This window comes from Bradyrhizobium sp. CSA207 (assembly GCF_029051685.1).
In the GTDB taxonomy this organism is placed as follows: domain Bacteria; phylum Pseudomonadota; class Alphaproteobacteria; order Rhizobiales; family Xanthobacteraceae; genus Bradyrhizobium.
In genome coordinates this window covers 1-18,684 of sequence record NZ_JAACFT010000033.1, presented here as the reverse complement: position 1 = coordinate 18,684, position 18,684 = coordinate 1, and the positions used below count along the sequence as shown (strand labels likewise).

Genomic DNA, 18,684 nt, shown 5'->3' with positions numbered 1-18,684 from the left:
TTGTTTCCTAAGTTCTCGTTGAAACGGAGCTTAGGCTTAATGGGCTCTGTGCAATCTGGCTGTAGTCCAGAAGCCACGCCTCGCCGCATGAGGTCTGCGCCAGGCGACTCGGCGCGGCTTGAAGCGACTTCAGATACTTCTGAAACCATTCGTTAAGCAGGCAGAGCCGCGCGCACGCGCCTCAACGACCGATCGCGTCTTCAGCCCTGATACGCAAACAGCTCGATCGCTTCGCTGAACCCGCGCACCTCGTATTCACCGACGCGCTCCAGCTCGAACTCCCGCTCGACCAGCTCAGCAAACGCGCGCGATAGCAGCACCGTCTTTCCCAATTGCTTGGTGAGCGCTTCGAGCCGCGAGGCCATATTGACGGCGGGGCCGATGACGGTGAAGTCGAGCCGGGTGCTCGATCCGATATTTCCGTACATGACGTCGCCGACATGGACGCCAATGCCGTAGTTCAGCGGCGCACGGCTGGTCGCTCTGTTCCTTTCGTTGAGGGCAACCATGGCCTGGCGCGCTTCGGTCACCGCATACAGCAAGTTCGCGCACGCGCCGGACTGGCTGAGCGGGAAGATGGCGAGCAGGCCGTCGCCGATGAATTTCAGGATTTCTCCGCCATGCCGCGCGATCGGCTCGGACATCGCGTCGAAATAATCGTTGAGGAGATCGATGACGTCGTCGCGCGGCCAGTTGTCGGAGATTTTGGTGAAATCGCGCAGGTCGCAGATCATGATCGCGGCGCGCACCGTCGTTCCGGTGCCGCGGCGGGTGGCGCCGGCCAGGATGAGCTCGCCGGCATGGGAGCCGACATAGGTTTCCAGCAGGGTTCGCGCCAGCCGGTTCTTGACGCGGATCTCGCTGACCAGCGCCAGCACCGGCAACACGCGCTTCAAGCCCGCGACATGCGCGTCGTCAAATCCGCCGGGCCGGTCGGTCGCGAAGGTGACGATGTGCCGCTTGCCGAGCGTATGGTAGAGCGGCCAGGCCACATAGTCGGTCAGGCCTTTCGCGCGCATCTCGTCGTAGATGGCGTGCTTGCGACCGAGCGAGGAATCCTGTTCGAGATTTTCCCGCAGCTCGGTTGCACCGTCATGGATTTCGTTGGCCGGGCTGCCGATATATTCCGACCGCTCCCTGACATCGTAGTCGACCCGCGCGATCTCCGCCTCGCGCATGCCGTCGGACCACATGATGCGGGCGCCGAGCCATTGCGGGTGCTGGATCAGGACGTGAAGCGTCGACCGCTTCAGCGGAATGCCGGCTTGCTGCAGCCGGATGCACATCTCGGCGAAGATATTGTCGATGAAGCGCTCGTCGCGGGTGCCGTTGGTCAGCCAGTCGACGACGTCGCCGCCGGGAGGCGTGGTGACGGAATTGCTGTTCGACGGCTCGTTCATATCCGGCCTCTTGGCGGCGGTCTGCATCGGGAGACATATCGTGCTCCGGCCCCACGGCGTCAACCTAGCCAACTGCACGGATTGTGCGCACCGGGCCAAGCGCGTAGCAGCAGGATTGCGGCTTAGCCGGCGATCTCGATCGACGCCAGCACCGCCAGGCCCAAGGCCAGCGTGAGCTGCGAGGGCCTGACCAGTTCGACCTTCAAGGTACACTGTTGCGGAATCGCAAACTCCGCTCCATCGAGACGGATGCTGCAATCGCCGCAAGCCGCGTAGACGAGATGCGTTCCGGCGGACAAGTGCAGTTCGCCGGGCTCCCTGAGCGCCGCAAGCTCGATCTCGACCGCACCGCGCCGCGCCATCAGGTTCACGACCTCGACCGGACCGGCCTCGAGCTCGGTCGCGATCGCAAGCTCGCCGGTGAAGCGCACGGTCGTGAACGGCTCGCGCTCGTCGAATTCGCGGTCGCCGGCCTTGAGTACCAATCCGCGCCCGCCGACGACCATCTGCAAGCGGTCGATGCCGGGCATGTAGGAAAAGGGACCGGGCGCCACGATCGGCGTCGAGGCGAAGCGCCAGAGCAGGCTGTCCCAATCCTTCACCGGCGCATCGGCGCGATGGGCATCCGCGATATCGGTGAAGACGCCGCCACCGTTCTTCCACGGCGAGCGGGTGTAGTTCTCAGGTGTCAGCAGCGTGGTTTTCATGTGTTGGAGCCTGCCCGAAACTGCGAGAAGCGATCGCCGAACGCATCATGCGCGGGACGGGCCAGTTTTGCCAATGGATTTGAGGAAAGACCAGGTGACGCTCGCTTCGCGGCTACTTCGTCGTCAGCGCAGCGACCGGCCGCCACGACGTATCGGGTGCGGCCTCCTCCAATTGCCGGCAACGCTCGCGCATCAGCTCGGCTGGACGATCGTGGCCGCGCTCCTTCAGTACGGCTTCGAAATCGGCCAGCGCCGCGGCAAACCGGCGTGCGCGATAGTTGGCGAGGCCCTGTTCGTAGCGCCCGATCCAGCTGGTCTCCTCGCTGCTTTCCTCCCCGACAAGCCCGATCAGTTCGTAGACCGAAAATCCCTCCTCGCGCCCGTACACCGCGATGCTGTCGATCTCGCGCGCGAGGATGGCGCCGCGAGCCAGGCGTTCGGTTGCCTCGCCGATCAGGATTTGCGTGCCATAGGACTTGTTGGCGCCTTCGAGCCGGCTTGCGACGTTCACGGCGTCGCCGATCACGGTGTAGTTCAGGCGCAGCTCCGATCCGATATTGCCGACCAGCATGCGACCGGAATTGATGCCGATGCGGATCTGGAGGGCATGGCCGAGATCGTCCGCAAGGCCGGACTGCGCGATCGCCCTCTGGCAGCCGAGCGCGGCACGGCAGCACGACAGCGCATGATCGCGCTGCGGCCGAGGCGCGCCCCAGAACGCCATGACGGCGTCGCCTATGAACTTGTCGATGGTGCCGCCATTGGCGACGATGGCTTCCGAGGCGAGATCGAGATAGCGCGACAGCAGCGGCACGACACGATCGCCCATCCGCTCCGACAGGCCGGTGAAGCCGGCGATGTCGATGAACATCACGCTGAGCTCCTGGATGGCGCCGCCCGGCTTGGCTTCGACGCCCTGGCGCAGCAGCGAGCGGACGAGATCGGCCGGAATGAACTTTCGGAAGGCGGAGAGCCCGGCCGCCATCTCGGCGATCGCGCCGGACAGGCTCGCGATCTCCTTCAGCCGCGATGGGTGACGCCGCACCTGCTCCAACGCAAAGGTCTCGACATGACGGAGTTCGCCGACCACGCGGGAGAGCGGCGCAGCGATCACCGACCGCGCCAGCATCGCCGAAGCCACGGCCGCAAGCACCGCGCCGACAGCAAGGCCGACGATCAGGCGACGCAGCGTGGTCTCGACCGGACCGAGGAACTCGGCCTCGGGAATGACGGTGGCAAGCGACCAGCCCGGAAACGGCAGCGGCGTCAGCGCGACTTCATAAGCCGCGTGGTTCGCGGTGAGCCGGCCTCGCCACGCGTCCTTGCGCCCCTCGTCGCCGGCTTTTGCCAGTGCCATCTGCGCCAACGGCAGCAGCCTCTGCTCGCCATGAGCGGGATGCAATTCGTCGGCGTCCTTGTCGGGCGCGGCGACGAGTTCGCCGCCGTCGTCCAGGATGAAAGCGGCGCCGGTGCGGCCGACCTCGAGCTGCGAAAGAAAGCGCGCGAGCCTGGTGTATTCAATGATGATCGCAAGGACGCCCTGGCGCTCCTGGTAGACGTCGATGGGACCGGCAAAGGCGATCGACGGGCGCTCGCCGATCGGATGCTCGGCCACGCGGAACCATTGTGGACCGCTTGCGGCGATGCCGGTCTTGAACCAGCTGCGCTCGGCGACGCGGAAGCCGGTCGGCTCGAAGCGGCGGCTGGCAAATTCGATATCGCCGGGGACCACGTCATATTCGTCGACGCGTCGCTGGCCCGGGTGATCCGTGAGCGAGATCTCCATCATCTCCAGATGTCCGTCGCCGAGCTTGTGGGCGGCGAAGAAGGAGCCATCCGGCCAGCCGAAGGCAACCCAGGAGATCGTGGCCTGCGATTGCAATTGCGACAGGAACACGAACTCGCGCTTGTCGGCTTCGCGGGTGTCGAGCACGTTCTGGAGGAACAGCGTGCGGATCGCGGTGTGCGCGGCGTGCGCCTCAGCGACGATGGCTGCAACCTCCTTGCGGACGGCGGCGACGATCTGCTCATTGATGGTCGAGGCCAGCTGCCGGCTGGTCGCCTCCGCCGTGCGCCACCACAGCAGGCTGGAGAGCGCGGCGGTCAGGAGGATTGCGGTCAGCACCAGCGCCGACACCGCAAGGCGGATGCTGACCGTCAACCTGGCGAGCGCATCAAGCTGCCGTCCGGGAAAGACGTTCATCGCTGTTTCCGCTCTCCGGCCCAGCCGGAACTGGCCAAACCACCCGGTATCGTTCTACGCGACGCCGCCCGCGTTCGTTACGTCTCGCATCTGCAGCCCGCGGCCTCCAATGCTCTCCAGCTACGGTCTCGATAGCGCCAAGGCATTGGATTTACCCGACCGCTTTCCCGCCTAATCCCCACCCAAGCGCACAGCCTGTGCGCCGCACCCAACGGTCTCACGAAATCGTGAGCGGCCTGCGCAGTAACGCTGTCCGCGGACGAACGAAGGAGATGATGCGCTCATCGCCCACAGGGCGATGCAATCCCGAGAGGAGATATTCGATGTCTGCAAAGCATACCGTCACTGCGTTCGTTCTCGCCGGCGCCGTCAGCACCGCGCTCGCGACGCTGGCCGTCGCCGCTCCGCTGACCAAGGCCGAGGGGGATGCCGCGGCGGCTGCCAAGAAGGAAAAATGCTTCGGCGTCGCGCTGAAGGGCCAGAACGATTGCGCGGCGGGACCGGGCACCACCTGCCAGGGCACCTCAACCGCCGACTTCCAGGGCAACGCGTGGAAGTTCGTGCAGGGCGGCACCTGCACCAGCATCGAGCTGCCGAACGGCAAAAAGGGCTCGCTCAAGCCGGTGTAACTCGGCCAGCCGGCGCATCACGACAAACAGAAAGGGAAGCGGAGGAGCACGATGGCCACGGCAACCAAGACAAATGCGTCCACGGCCGTGCCTCTCCGCTTTCCCGCTCCGATCGGCGGCGTCGCCGGGACGAGCTTCAAGCCCGAGCATCTGTCGGCCATTCTCGAAGCCGGCCGGCAGCGCGGCTTCTTCGAGGTCCATGCCGAAAACTACATGGGCGCGGGCGGCCCGCCGCATCGCGCGCTTGAAGCCATCCGTCGCGACCATCCGCTTTCACTGCACGGCGTCTGCATGTCGATCGGCGGCCCGCAGCCGCTCGACAAGGTGCATCTGGCACGATTTCGCGGCCTGGTCGCGCGCTACCAGCCGGCGCTGGTCTCAGAACATCTGGCTTGGTCCACGCATGAGACCAGCTTCTTCAACGATCTTCTGCCGCTGCCATATACGGAGGCGACGCTGCGCTGCGTCTGCGATCACATCGACCAGGTGCAGGAGGCGATCCGGCGCCCCATCCTGCTGGAGAACCCGTCGACCTATGTCGCGTTCCGCGACTCGACCATGAGCGAGACGGACTTCATCCGCGGCGTCGCGCAGCGCACCGGCTGCCGGCTGCTGCTCGACGTCAACAACGTCTTCGTCTCCGCCGCCAATCATGGATTTTCAGCCCTGGATTATCTGGCGGACTTTCCGCTGTCGCATGTCGCGGAAATTCATCTCGCCGGTCATGCCGAACAGGCGGACGACGGCGGCGCGCTGCTCCTGATCGACAGTCATGATGGCCCGGTCGCGGACGCCGTGTGGACGCTGTTCGAGATCGTCATCGAGCGCCGCGGCCCGGTGCCGACGCTGATCGAATGGGACAGCAAGATTCCCGATTGGGCCGTCCTGCAAGCGGAAGCCGCCGCCGCGCAGGCGATCCTCGACCGCGGCGCATCCAGCGCGCTGCCGGCAGGCCGTCATGCCGCTTGAGCAGAACCAGACTTTTGCCACGGTCTTCGCGCGGGGGCTGCTCGATCCAACGCGACCTGCGCCGCCGGACGTCGCGGGCCGAGATGGCAGATCAGCCGGACGGCGCTACGACGTCTACCGCAACAACGTCACGGTCAGCCTGATCGAGGCACTCGCCGCGATCTATCCGGCGGTGCAGCGCATCACCGGCCCCGATTTCTTCCGCGCCGCGGCGCGCTGCCACATCCGCAAGTCTCCGCCGACCTCGCCGCTGCTGTTCGACTATGGCCGAGACTTCCCCGCGTTCATTGAGGGCTACGAACATGCGCGCGAACTGCCCTGGCTCGCCGACGTTGCCCGCATCGAACGTGGCTGGCTCGACGCCTACCACGCACGGGACGCCGCGCCGTTGTCGCCGGCGCGGCTCGCTGCGGTCGCACTGGATCGGCTGGCCGACCTGGTTTTCATCCCGCATCCCGCCGCTGGAATCGTGCGCTCGCAATTCTCGGCGGTGACGATATTCGCCGCCAACCGCGACACCGCACCGGTCGAACGCATCGACGGGTCGACGCCGGAGGATGCATTGATCACGCGCGCCGAATTCGACGTCACCGTCCGGCACCTTCCGCCCGGCGGCGCCGTTTTCGCGACCAATCTGATGTCGGCCCGGCCGCTCGGCGAGGCTGCTGCGTCGGCGCTGGACGCGGCGCCCGATTTCGACCTCGCCTCGAACATCGCCGGCCTGATCGAGGCGGGTGCATTCACCTCGATTGCTTTGGGAGACGCACGATGATCGCGGATCAACGCATGTCGTCGGACAGCAGCAGCCTGCCGGCGCTCGGGCTCCTCATCGACAAGGCCAATCATCTGGTGCAGACCATCGCATCGCCCTCGATCGTGCAGCTCGTGCTTCGCTTCGCACTGGCCGTGCCGTTCTGGCGCTCCGGCATCCTCAAATGGGGCGGCTTCCTCAAGCTGAACGACACCGCGGTGACGCTGTTCACCGACGAATTCATGCTGCACCTCCCCGGCGGCCCCTATCATTATCCTGCGCCGACGGTGATGGCCTTCCTGTCGGGCTGCGGCGAGATCATGTTTCCAATCCTGCTGATCCTCGGCCTTGGCACGCGCTTCGCCGCGCTCGGGCTATTGTTCATGACTGTCATCGTCGAACTTACCGTGCCCGACGGCTGGCCGGTGCACATCACCTGGGCGGCGATGGCCCTCGGCATCATGGCCTACGGGCCGGGGCGCGTCTCGCTCGACCATGTGATCGGCCGGGCCCTCTCGCCCGAACGATAGCGGCTCAGCTCCAAGGAGTTTTGCCGCCAATGAGCGGCGGACAGTGCAGATCCAACCGCCACTTTCGGCGCGCCCGTAATTCGGGGTCCTACCAGAAGCTCCGCGGCATCGGCTGCGCCGGTTGATAGTATTGGTACTGGCCGCGCCGGCGCGGATTGACCGGCTGCGGATACGGATCGCGCTGCTGGAAGAAGAAGCCGAAGCCGTTGCCGCCATTGTCCCAGCTGTCATCGCTTGCAATGGCCATTGGCGCGGTCGGCTTGCGCGTGATGAAGCCGCCTTGGGGCTGGTTGCTCAGCACCGCGACGAACTCGGTGCGGTAGTTGGTCTCGCTGCTGAGCGGCTCGTCCGAGATGATGATCGACGATCGCGGCAATGCGGTCGGCGCGATCCGATCGAGCACCTCCTGCGGGATGGTGATGCGGTCGAGCGCGTTCTTGGCGCCGTCGCCGTTTTCGATCGTGACCACGCTCCAGCGCAGGCCAGTGTCGTTCTTCGCCATCGCCGTGAAGATATGCGTGCCGAGCGGCTGGTCGGGATTGCGGATCGCGATCGGGACCTCGATGCTGGTATCGAACACTTCACCGCCGCCATCCGGCGCCGGCTTGTGCGTGTTCCGCCGCACGTAAAGCTTCTGCGTCGCGCGGCTGATATAGACCGAAACCGGCTCGAGCGCGAGTTTTGCGTCGGTCGCCGCCTTGACCGCGTCGGCCTTCTTGGCTGCCGCCGCCTTCGCAGCATCCTTGGTGGCAGCGACGGCATCGCGCTTCGAATGCGCAGCGGCCTTGGCGGCATCGAGCTGGGTCGCTGCATCTGCTGCCTTGGCGGCCGCCTTCTGCTTGAGCTCATCAGCCTTTGCCACAGCCTGGTCGATCTTTGCGGCCGCCAGCGACTTGTCGGCAAAGGCGAGCTCGGCGTCGGCGCGGGCCTTCGACTGCTCCAGCTTGCGCAGCGAAGCAGGGAGCGAGGCGGCCTCTTTCGCTGCCGCCGCCGCAGCCTTTTTGGCCTCGTCGGCAGCGCGGGTCGCCTCCTCGGCCTCGGCGGCTAGCTTGCCGATACGGTTCGGCGCCGCCGCAATAGCTTCCCGCTTCGGCATGAACAGCGCCGGATGAGAGAAATCGACCGGGGCCGCGTCCTCAGGCGAGATGATCACCCGCATCCCGATCTGCGTCTTGTCGAACAGACCCTCCGCGAACCCAAAAGGCATCCGTACGCAGCCATGCGAGGCGGCATAACCGGGCAGCGGCCCGCCATGCAGCGCGATGCCATTCCAGGTGATGCGCTGCATGTTCGGCATCCAGGCATCGTCATACATGGTCGAGTGGTGGTCCTTGTCCTTCTCGATGACGGCGAAGACGCCCGCCGGCGTCTCGCGCCCTGTCGTGCCGGTCGACACCGGCGCGCGCAGGATCCAGCCGTCGGCGTCGTAGAACGTGACCTGCTGACTCCTGATCGACACGATCGCCATGATCGGCTCGCCGGCCTCGCGCGGGGCCACCGCTTCGACAGGCTGGCGCGCCTGCTTCGCCGCCGCGGTCGGAGTCAGTGCCGCAAAGGCGACCATTGCCGCCAACGTTAGAATTCCGGGAGGCCCCCAACGCCGCATCGCCACGGTGGATTGCGCCGTCGTCAGTCGGTTTTTCATGCCATCCTCGGTCGAAATGCCAGTCCGCGCTTGTGTCGGTCACGTATCAGATTGCGATCTCTGGATTAAGAAATCACAGCCGCCTTACGTTCCCTGTGTGGCGACATTCGGCCCGTTCCGGCGACAAACCTCTCATATACGACGCCGCGCGCAGGCGGAAGGGCGGCTCGCGGCCGGGGCTGGTCTGAGGCTGGTGGCCTCTCGCTGCGGCAGAATGTCCGGATTGCGGGCGGCGGGCGAGGTGGCCGGCATGACGTCAGTTGGCGGGGCAACGCCCAACGGGCCCACTAAACGCCCAGCGCCTTCCGGTTGAAGCTTCGCAGGAAGCGCAGCGACAGCGTTCGCACGTTCGCGACGTTGAGCAGCCACGCGGCGGCGGCATAGGCCAGCCCGCCGGCGAGGCTGACGATGATGAGCGGGACGAGACCGGTGCCGTTCGCTTGCGATCGTGCGACGAGGATTGCAGCCGCCATTGCGGCGGCGGCGGCGGCAACGCCGGCGAGGCGGTTGAGCTCGAACGGCACGGGATGAGCGCGGTGCATCAGCACGACCGCGACGAGGAGGCCGATCGCCTCGGTCGCGAGCGTCGCCAGTGCCGCACCGTAGATGCCGTAGCCTGCGACCAGCATGAGCATCAGCGCCACGCTCAGAACCAGCGTGAGGAACGACTGCGCCGCCAGCATGAAGGGCCGCTCGGCAAGCTGAAAGCTGATCTGCACGTAGAACTGGTTGGCGATGCCGAACAAGCGGGCGAGCACCAGGGTCGGCAGCAGCGCCGACACGCCGGCTCGGAAATCGACGCCGACGAGCGTGCCTGCAACCTGGTCCGCCGCGAGCGCAAGCCAGACCGCAACGGGCGCGACGACGACGAGCAGCAGTTCGAGGCTCTCGGTCAGCCGCTGCCGCGTCACCGCGTCATTCTTTTCAGACAATGTCCGGAACACCAGCGGCACGGTCGCCGCGGCGACACTGGAGGCGACCATGACCATGAACTGGCGCGGCAGATCCGCCGCGACTCCAAAGATGCCGGCGGCATCCTTGCCGAGCAGCCAGGCGACGATGAGCCGGTCGCAGGTCGAATACAGCGCGACCGAGAGACCAGCCAGCGTCAGCGGCAATCCGTAACGCGCGAGCTGCATGAACTGGCTGCGCTGGAAGCGCGCGATCCTGGTGCGATCTCCGACGAGGTTGAGGATGATGCCCGTCAGCGAGCCCAGACCAAACGCCGCGAGCAAGCCCATGCCGCCCCAGCCAAGCCAGATGCCGAGCAGGCCGAAGCCGACGCTCGACACGCTGCGCACGATCGAAATGGCGGCGAAGCGGTAGGGCCGCAACTTGGCGCGCTCGAACTCCTGTCCGACATCGACCGCATTCGCCATGATCGCAACGAACATGCTGGCGAGCAGCAGCTCGATGCTGACGTCGCTGCGGAACAGGAAGACCAGCGGGGTCGCAGCGCAGAGGGCCGCGGCGGTGAGGACGAAGGCGACCATCGCCGTGCCGCGAAAATCCACCTCGGTCGACATCGCCTGATAGCGCGACACCGAGAGTTTGATCCAGGCGAAGAAGACCGCGCCAAGGATGCCGGCAAGGCTGATGCCAACGACATAGACGCCGTACTCCGCCGGGGTCAGCAGCCGTGTGTAGGCGGTGACCGCGAAGAAGCCCACCGCCGCAGGCAGGATGTAGGCCACGAGGTAAATGGAGAAATGGCGATTCAGCATGAGAGCATGGGACCGGCGGCGGCCTTGCGTTTGAGCCTTGCGATTGAGCGGCGGTTAATCAGTTGGACTTTGGCGTGGCGATCGGACTGCGCCCCAGCATCCCTCAAGATAGCCACATAAGTCTGCAAATCGGCTCCCGAATGGAGCGGGCCCGGCTGGTTTCGCGCGTTAGCGTTAAATTTGCCCTGTTCTTGAACGGGGCGCCGCAACGACCGAAAAGAAACTATGATTTCAAAGACGCCGCCCGGCCTTCTGTAATGCGTGGACGTGACTGACATGGACGTTGCCGAACGTACACGGGTGACCCCGGCCTCCCTGCTGCACGGCGGGGCCGATGCCGCCCTTGTTCCAGCGGCCCCCGCGACCGACCGCGAACGGATGGTGCTCAACCTGTTCTTCGAGGAGCAGGACGACCGCTGGTTTCCGGGCGACCGCCACATCCGGCCGCTGCTGCGGCGCATGCTGCTCGGCAAGCCGTGGATCAGCGGCCAGCGGCGCGTCCTCCTCAATCTCTGTGCCGGCCTCGACAGGATCGGTGTTCGCTACCGGGTGAACGATTACCGCTATATCCGCAAGCACCCGGAGGAGCTCGCCTGCATCATCGGGCGGCCGTTCGTGCTCGACTGGTTCGCCTGGAAGAACCCGCTCCTGCTCGGCGTCGCCATGTTCGACCATCCGGTGCAGGCACCGGAGCGTCTCAAGGACCTGCAAACGAAGGCCGTCCTGGTGCCCTGCACCTGGTACGCCGATATGTTCCGGCCGTATTGGCCGAATGTCGAGGCCTGGCCGGTCGGCATCGAGACCGACCTGTGGACGCCCACGCCCGCCGAGCGGAAAAGCGTCGACGTGCTGCTCTACGACAAGGTGCGCTGGGAGCACGACCGCTACGAGACCGAGCTGATCGGCCCGATCCGCAGGCATCTCGAGGCGGAAGGCCGCACGGTCGAGGTGATCCGCTACGGCCACTACAAGGAGGACGACTACAAGGCGGCGCTGGCGCGCTGCCGCAGCATGGTCTTTCTCTGCGAGCACGAGAGCCAGGGCATCGCCTGCCAGCAGGCGCTGTCGAGCGGCGTCCCCGTGTTCGCCTGGGATCGCGGCGGGCCGTGGCGGGATCCGGAGTATTTTCCGCACAAGGTGAGATACGAAGGCGGCGTGTCGTCGGTGCCCTATTTCGACGAGCGCTGCGGCGTGACCTTCACCGATGCAGATGGCTTCGTCTCCGACTGGAGCGAGTTCTGGTCGCGCGCCAGCGCCGGTGCATTCGCGCCTCGCGACTATGTGATGGACAATCTGACACTCGAGAACTGTGCGCTTCATTATTACGAGATCGCCCAAGCGGCGATGCAGCGTCACGCACGCTGAAACGCGTGCAGCCAGGTGACCAGCAAGTGACCAAGCTCGACAGACGCGAATTTCTCCTCGGCAGCGCCGCAATGCTTGCGGCGGGCGCATCGGCATCCGCAGCGCCGGGGTCAAAATTTGCCCAGCGCCGCCCGGGCTTTGGCGCCGCGGCCACGCTCTGGGATCTGCAAGCCGATCCGCGGCTCGGCGAAGCCATCAGCACCTATTGCACCCAAATCGTGCCGGTGCTCGAGCTGAAATGGCCGATGCTGCGGCCGGATGCACACACCTTCGCCTTCGAGCGCGCCGATGCGATCCTGGATTTCGCGCGGCAAAACGATTTGACGATGCGCGGCCACGCGCTCGCTTGGTATCACGACATCCCGGACTGGACCAAGCAGATCAAGCACGCGAATAGCGTCGAGCGCGCGTTCGTCGACCACATCGGGACCGTCGTCTCCTACTACAAGGACAAGCTGACGTCGTGGGACGTCGTCAACGAGCCGATCCCGGACAATCCGCGCAGTCCAAAAGACCGGCGCGACACGTTCTGGACGCAGCACCTCGGCGATCGCTGGATTGCGCTGGCGTTCCGCACCGCTGCCGCAGCCGACCCGTTCGTGAAGCTCGCGATCAATGAATACGACATCGAGTCGGCCAAAGATTCCTTCATCGCCAAGCGCGCCGCTTACCGCAATCTCATCATGGATCTGCTCGACCAGGGCGTTCCCCTTCACGCCGTGGGGCTGCAATCACACCTGCATGCCGAGCTCGAGATCGACACGCATGGGCTGGCCGAATTCGTCACAGAGCTGCGGTCGTGGGGTCTTGAGGTTCTCGTCACCGAGCTCGACGTCGACGACCAGAAGCTGACGGGCAATCCGGCGGAGCGTGACGCCATCGTCGCCAAGCGCGTCGACGACCTCTTGAGCGCGATCTCGACCAGCGGCCCGGTGCGTTCGATCCTGACCTGGGGCCTCTCGGATCGCTATAGCTGGATCAACGGCACCTTCGCCCGCAAGGACAAGCAGCCGAACCGTCCCTTGCCGCTCGACGGCGAGTTCAAGCCAAAGCCCTTCATGGACGTCATCAGCAAGTTCACGAAGGACGTCTGAGGCCTGGAGCATGATGAAATTGGGTTCGTCGGCTGTCCGCTGTTCACCTCTCCCCGGCGGGGAGAGGTGATTCGAGCTCCGGCGCGCGCATCGATTCGACCAAAATTCATCCGGCTTCTAGCGCGTCTTCGGCGTCTCGAATTCGATCGCATCGCCCAAATGCTCGGGCGACAGGCTCGGACCGCGCCGGTGGCGTGAGTTCAGGGGGAACACATCCCGAATGTCGTCGATCGAGGTCGACGAATAGGACTGGATGCAAAGCGCGACCTGCTCGGGCGAGGCGGCGCGCATCAACGCCTCGATCGCCGCGCGGTCGAGGCGGGTGTCCTCCCAGTGGGAGACGGCGATGCTGTCTTCCGTCACCCGATGGACCGCCAGATGGTTCGGCGAATTGGCGACGAAGTGGCCGTAGAGCAGATACTCCGAAAACTTCTTCTTCCGGCACAGCGCCAGAACCCAGTTCACGCCCGTCGCCGACTTGATCGTGTCGGTCATCGCACGCGCAGTGTCCTTGTCCCAGACCAGCGCGTTGCCGACATAGTCGTCCGCCGGAAAAGCGCGGTCCTTGATGCCGAGCAATTGGTCGACCGTGCGCAGCCAGAGGCCGTGCAGCGGCGCGTCGGCGCTGATGGCACGCGGCGTGAAGAACAGCGGCGTCTTCTCGGCCCCGGCATATTGGCCGACGTCGAATTCGCGGAAGAACAGATTGTCCGAGTCCAGGATACAGACGCGCTGCTCGGGTGCATTGAGCACGCCCGCGATTTTCAGGATCTGCTGGATATGCCAGCCATGGACCGGCGACGACAGAAGGGACAGCCAGACGCGCCGATTGCTGAACTGGAGAGCCGGCGGCAAGGCCCAGAGCCATTTTGGCAAATAGCGCGAGGCCGGAACGATGACGCGCTTGTCGGAGCGAAACCGCTCGAACAGCGGCACGTCCTCATCGTTAACAAGAACATAATGCCGCGTGTATCCCGAGAGCCAGGTATCGATGCTCTCGCTGAGCAGCGAAAAACGTTCGATATCCTTGGCATAGCTAGCGGTCAGCAGTGCAACGGAATGCATAAGCGCGCTCAAATGGCCATCAAGCCGCAGTCATACCCCGACCGGGAAGCGTTGGAAACTTGCATTCGCAATCAAGGTAAAATGAAACGAAGCATTAGCCATCCGACGGCAACCCCTGCTCGATGCCGCGAAAGCGCAGCGGCGCCAGGGCGGATGCCCGCTGCCACCAGTCGGCGACACGGTCGTCGAGGGCGGTCGTGCCGCGGCCCTGGCCGGGAAAGATCCGGATCTGCTGCACAGCCTCGGCCTCGAAGCCGGTGCCTTTGCGCGTGATCTTGATGACGGCGCCTTCGCGGTCCCGCTGCGTCAACGGCACCAAGAGACGGCCGCGGGGACGGAGCGACTGAAGCCAGAGCGGATGCGGATGCGAGAAGCCGGCATGCACCAAGATGACATCGGCGGGACCACCGATCCTCTCACATCCGTCGCCATGAACCACCTCGACGTTGCGATAGGGGCGAAGGTAACTCGCAGCGCGGTACGCCAGACGCTGATCGCATTCGATCGCGAGTACCAGCCCTTTCGGGCCGACCATCTTCGACAGCACTGCCGAGAAATAGCCGAGCCCGCAGCCGATCTGGACCACGCGGTCCTTGTCCCGGATGTCGAGCACATCGATGAAATGCGCCCAGAGGCTCGGCAGCCCGGTGTCGAGCTTGCGGCGTGCGTCGATCGCGACCAGCACATTGTCGTAGAGCCGCACCGGATCGGTGTCAGGCGTCAGCCGATAGCTGCGCGCCACCTCGCTCTTGATGCGCCAGGGCCCCCTTGCCAGAAAATCCTCACGCGGGATGGCGGCGAGCGCTTCGAGCAGGCGCGGCGAGGAAATTTGCTCGCGTTTCGCGACCAGCTCGACATAACGCGCACGCGCGGCAACAAGATCGCTCATTTCACCGGATCGGTCCGTTGACGCACGGGCGCGTCGGCGCCGATCTCGTTGATCAGTTGCATCGCCTGCTTCAGGTCCGGCGTATAGAAGCCCTCGCTGAACTTGCCGACGATCGGCACGAGCAGGAGGCTCGCATGCTCACGCTTGCCGGTGTCCCGCGACAGCCGTGCAAGGCTGACGGCGGTTCGCAGCTCCCAGGACAGCGCGCCCTGCTTGCGGGCGGTCTCCAGCGAGAGGCCGAACAGGTCTTCCGCCTCCTGCATCGAGGCCGGATTGCCGTCCGACAGCGTGATCTCGCCTTGCAGGCGATAGACCTCGGCGAGATAGGAGTGATCGCCGGTCCGCTTCGCGGTTGCGAGCGCGCCGTCGAGCGCGCGCAAGGCGGCATCGCGCATCCCGACCTTGGCATAGGCCTCCGCGAGCAGACAGCGGAACCAGCAGCCGGCCAGCCAGGAATCCATCGCCTCATACTCGTCGAGGCCGAAGCGCATCTGGCTTAGGCCCTCGTCGGCCTCGCCGAGCTGGGCCAGCGCCCAGCCGCGCAGGATGGCCGCCTGCTGCTTCCAGTGCAGGAAATTGTGCTCGGTGGCGATGATCATGGCGCGGTTGGCGTGGTCGCGCGTGCCCTCGACGTCACGCAAATGCTGGCAAAGATAGGCGCCGAAGACCAGTGCGAAAGCGAGCGTGAAGGGATGGCGGATCTTCTCGGCGTTCGCGATCGCCTGCTCGCTGTGCTGACGCGCCGCATCGGGCCGGCCGAGAAACCATAGGAGGTAGCCGAGATAGGACAGCGAGACGACGCCGGGATCGGTGCCGTGCCGCTCCATCAGGTCGGAGTGCAGATCTGGGCTGTAGAGGTTAATGCAGCGGTGCAAATGATGCTGCGAGGCGGCAAAGCGGCCGCGATAAAGCATGGTCATCGCGATGGCGCGGTGCGCCTCGATTAGATAGCCGGTCTGCTGCGCCGGCTGCGCACGCTCGTTCAGCCGCTCGCGCTTGGCGAACTTCATCAGCTCGACGCTGAGATCGTGCGCGCGCGTCAGGTCGGCGCGGATGAAATGACACACCCAGAGCCCGCGCGTGGCGGCAAACGCCTTCTCCTCGTCGTCGAGCTGCTGCCCGAGCTCGAGCGCGCGGATGTAATTCTCCTCGACCTCCTGCACGGCATAGCCCTTGGCGGCGATCAGCGCATTGCCGAGCGCGATGCGCAGCTCGAGCTCCATCTCGTCCGCGCCCTGCATGCGCGCATTGGCCTGCACGACGCCCAAGCCGCGCCGCAGATGACCGATCGCTTCCAGATTGGCACCGCTCTTGGCCGCCTGCTTGCCAGCCTTGAGCCAGAAGCTGGCGGCGCCCTCGCTCTGGCCCGACTCGGTCAGATGGTGGGCGAGCATTTCCGGCTCGCGCTCGGTCTTCTCCGGATACATCTCGGCGAGCACCTGGGCGATCCGGGAATGCAGCTTGCGCCGCTCGCTGTGCAGCAGGCTGGCATGCGCAGCATTCTGGATCATCACGTGCTTGAAGGAATAAAGCGCGTCCGGCGGATGGCCGCGGCGCATGATCAGCCCCGCCTGCTCCAGATGATTGAGCGCCGCCTCGATCTGCTCCGGCGGCGTGTTGGCAACCGCGTGCAGCGTCTCGTAGGAGAACTCGCGGCCGATGGTGGCGCCGATCTGTGCGATCCGCTTGAACGGGCCCATCCGGTCCAGCCGCGCCATCAGCGAGTCCGTCAATGTCGCGGGGATGGCGAGCTGCCGCCACGGACCCGACAGCACGTAGCGCCCGTGCCGCTCGGTCAGGAGATTGGATTCCAGAACCGTCTTGGTCAGCTCCTCCAGGAACAGCGGCACGCCGTCGGTCTTGACGATGATCTCCTCGACGACCTCCTTGGGAAGCTCCCTTCCCGCGACGCGTTCGACCATCGTCGTACGCAACTGCCGGCTCAGGCGGTTCAGCACCAGGGTGGTGATGTGAGAATGCGCGTTCCAGCTCGGCTGGAACTCGGAGCGCGCGGTGATGATGACGAGGATCGGCCGGTTCTGCACCCTGTCGACGAGGAGATCGATGACCTCGCGGGAGGTCGGATCGATCCAGTGCAGGTCCTCGAAGGCGATCACCAGCGGCATCTCGCGCGCGAGGCCGAGGAAATGATTGACCAGCGCAGAGACCGTCGCATCCTTCTGCTGCTGCGGCGACATGTCGAGCGGCGGATAGCGATCTCCGGTCGGGATCGACAACAATGCGGCAAACAGCGGCGCGACCTGCTCGATGTCGCCTTGGGCGGCGGCGATCGCGGTCTCTAGGCTGGTCAGCGCCACCGCGGACACATCCTCACGGTCGAGGCCTAGGGAGAATTTGAGCTGCTCGGCAAACGGATAGAATGCCGTGGAGGTGTAGTAGGGGGAGCACTGGAACGAGACCTGGCCGTGCCGGTCACCCGCGATCCGATCGAAGATTTCCTGGATGATGCGCGACTTGCCGATGCCGGGCTCGCCGAACTTGACCACGACCTGGCCGTTGCCATCCTTGACCTGCTGCCACCGTCCCATCAGCAGCGCGATCTCCTCTTCGCGGTTGACGAGCGGCGTCAGCCGCGTGCCCGCCGCGGCGGCAAAGCGGGTCTCCACCCGCGAGGCGCGCACCACGTGCCAGGCCTGCGACTTCTCCGAGATGCCCTTCAGCGCGTGGACGCCAAGATTGCGGTAGTCGAACTTGCCTCTCAGCAGCGATTGCGTCGAAGACGAGATTACAACGCCGTTGGGCGGCGCCAGGCCTTGCAGGCGCGCGGCCAGGTTGACGGTCTCGCCCACTGCGGAGTCGCGCTCCTCGGTGCCCTGTCCCACGAGATCGCCGACCACGACGAGGCCGGTCGCGATCCCGATGCGAACGGCGGGCGCGTGGCTGAGCGCGCCGCGCGGCTCGACCGCGCGTGCGGTCGACAGCACCCGGACGATCTCCAGCCCGGCGCGCACCGCGCGCTCGGCATCGTCCTCATGCGCGGTCGGATAGCCAAAATAAACCAAAATGCCGTCGCCGACGAAACGGGCGGCAAAGCCTTCATAATGCTTCACCACGCGGACGCAGGTTTCGCGGAAGCTCGCGATCATGTCGCGCACGTCTTCCGGATCGAACTGCACCGAGAGCGAGGTGGAATCCACCATGTCGCAGAACATGGTGGTGAGCTGACGCCGCTCGGCGCCGACCTCCGTCCGGACTTGCGGGCGGGCCGGCGCGAGCGGCTCTTCTGCGGTCTCGGCCTGGAACAGCGCCGCCATGGCCCGCTGGAGCCGCTTGCGATCGCCAAGCGGCAGTCCAAGTTCGGCCAGATCGGCTTCAGTCAGGTCTGCCACGACGTCGAGATCGAGGCGGTGCTGCACGAACAAGTCGTTGTATTGGCCAAGACCTACGCCTTCGAGCCAGCGCTTCAACCCGCCTTCCGTCCCCGGCTCTGTCTCCAGCATGGTGATTTCCGCCCGACCATCACTCCGTCGAAGGGCTTAAGGTCCCTCAACCACAGATTTTGGGGCCCAAACTTCACCTCGGACTGGACGCATTCCCTAAGTTCCTGGAAGAATAGCCCAATCAGATCAAAAGGGAATGGACTTGTCGGAACTCATATCCCCGTCGCAGGACGGATCGGCCAGCACGAGCGCCGAAACGGGGATCTTTGCCCATATCGGCGGCCTTCTCGATTTCTACGCACGAAAGACGCC

Annotated in this window: 14 protein-coding genes; 6 read left to right on the top strand and 8 right to left on the bottom strand. The window is 65.2% G+C overall.

Going from position 1 to position 18,684, the window contains the following annotated elements; translation table 11 throughout:
- Positions 1 to 200: 200 nt before the first annotated feature.
- From GWG65_RS30680 to GWG65_RS30670, 3 genes are all read right to left on the bottom strand, one after another.
- Entirely contained in the window at positions 201 to 1,400 is a 1,200-nt protein-coding gene (locus GWG65_RS30680; RefSeq protein WP_275199215.1) for an adenylate/guanylate cyclase domain-containing protein, read from the bottom strand.
- Between the two features lie 122 nt (positions 1,401 to 1,522).
- Positions 1,523 to 2,107: a HutD family protein gene (locus tag GWG65_RS30675; RefSeq protein ID WP_275199214.1), complete on the bottom strand. Its 585-nt coding sequence runs from the start codon at positions 2,105 to 2,107 to the stop codon at positions 1,523 to 1,525.
- 112 nt (positions 2,108 to 2,219) lie between these two features.
- On the bottom strand, positions 2,220 to 4,310 hold the full coding sequence (locus GWG65_RS30670) for an adenylate/guanylate cyclase domain-containing protein (protein WP_275199213.1): 2,091 nt from the start codon (positions 4,308 to 4,310) through the stop codon (positions 2,220 to 2,222).
- A 323-nt stretch (positions 4,311 to 4,633) separates the two neighbouring features.
- On the opposite strand from GWG65_RS30670, the gene GWG65_RS30665 reads away from it, so the two are divergent.
- From GWG65_RS30665 to GWG65_RS30650, 4 genes are read left to right on the top strand one after another with little or no spacing between them, the layout of a single operon-like run.
- Positions 4,634 to 4,939 (top strand): DUF2282 domain-containing protein, encoded by a 306-nt coding sequence (locus GWG65_RS30665; RefSeq protein WP_275199212.1) that lies wholly within the window; start codon positions 4,634 to 4,636, stop codon positions 4,937 to 4,939.
- A gap of 51 nt (positions 4,940 to 4,990) precedes the next feature.
- Positions 4,991 to 5,908 (top strand): DUF692 domain-containing protein, encoded by a 918-nt coding sequence (locus tag GWG65_RS30660; protein WP_275199211.1) that lies wholly within the window; start codon positions 4,991 to 4,993, stop codon positions 5,906 to 5,908.
- Entirely contained in the window at positions 5,898 to 6,680 is a 783-nt protein-coding gene (locus GWG65_RS30655) for a DNA-binding domain-containing protein (protein ID WP_275199210.1), read from the top strand. Before GWG65_RS30660 ends, GWG65_RS30655 begins: the two co-directional genes overlap by 11 nt.
- Positions 6,677 to 7,189, top strand: a complete 513-nt coding sequence (locus GWG65_RS30650) for a DoxX family protein (protein WP_275199209.1) — start codon at positions 6,677 to 6,679, stop codon at positions 7,187 to 7,189. The genes GWG65_RS30655 and GWG65_RS30650 overlap by 4 nt, the downstream gene beginning before the upstream one ends.
- Before the next feature lie 88 nt (positions 7,190 to 7,277).
- Here GWG65_RS30650 and GWG65_RS30645 read toward each other — a convergent pair whose 3' ends face one another.
- Together GWG65_RS30645 and GWG65_RS30640 are read right to left on the bottom strand one after the other, a co-directional pair.
- Positions 7,278 to 8,834: a L,D-transpeptidase gene (locus GWG65_RS30645; RefSeq protein WP_275199208.1), complete on the bottom strand. Its 1,557-nt coding sequence runs from the start codon at positions 8,832 to 8,834 to the stop codon at positions 7,278 to 7,280.
- Between the two features lie 287 nt (positions 8,835 to 9,121).
- On the bottom strand, positions 9,122 to 10,558 hold the full coding sequence (locus GWG65_RS30640; RefSeq protein WP_275199207.1) for an oligosaccharide flippase family protein: 1,437 nt from the start codon (positions 10,556 to 10,558) through the stop codon (positions 9,122 to 9,124).
- A gap of 276 nt (positions 10,559 to 10,834) precedes the next feature.
- Here GWG65_RS30640 and GWG65_RS30635 point away from each other — a divergent pair, with 276 nt between their 5' ends.
- Both GWG65_RS30635 and GWG65_RS30630 read left to right on the top strand, forming a co-directional pair.
- A complete protein-coding gene (locus tag GWG65_RS30635; RefSeq protein ID WP_275199206.1) occupies positions 10,835 to 11,923 on the top strand; it encodes a glycosyltransferase in 1,089 nt (362 codons plus the stop codon).
- A 26-nt stretch (positions 11,924 to 11,949) separates the two neighbouring features.
- Entirely contained in the window at positions 11,950 to 13,017 is a 1,068-nt protein-coding gene (locus GWG65_RS30630; protein WP_275199205.1) for an endo-1,4-beta-xylanase, read from the top strand.
- Positions 13,018 to 13,134: 117 nt separating this feature from the next.
- Here the strand turns inward: GWG65_RS30630 and GWG65_RS30625 are convergent, their stop codons facing one another.
- From GWG65_RS30625 to GWG65_RS30615, 3 genes are all read right to left on the bottom strand, one after another.
- Positions 13,135 to 14,082, bottom strand: a complete 948-nt coding sequence (locus tag GWG65_RS30625; protein ID WP_275199204.1) for a DUF6492 family protein — start codon at positions 14,080 to 14,082, stop codon at positions 13,135 to 13,137.
- Between the two features lie 94 nt (positions 14,083 to 14,176).
- Positions 14,177 to 14,971 carry an rRNA adenine N-6-methyltransferase family protein gene (locus GWG65_RS30620; protein WP_275199203.1) on the bottom strand — a complete coding sequence of 265 codons (795 nt, stop codon included), beginning with the start codon at positions 14,969 to 14,971 and terminating at the stop codon, positions 14,177 to 14,179.
- Positions 14,968 to 18,432: an AAA family ATPase gene (locus GWG65_RS30615; protein ID WP_275199202.1), complete on the bottom strand. Its 3,465-nt coding sequence runs from the start codon at positions 18,430 to 18,432 to the stop codon at positions 14,968 to 14,970. Before GWG65_RS30615 ends, GWG65_RS30620 begins: the two co-directional genes overlap by 4 nt.
- Positions 18,433 to 18,684 lie beyond the last annotated feature (252 nt).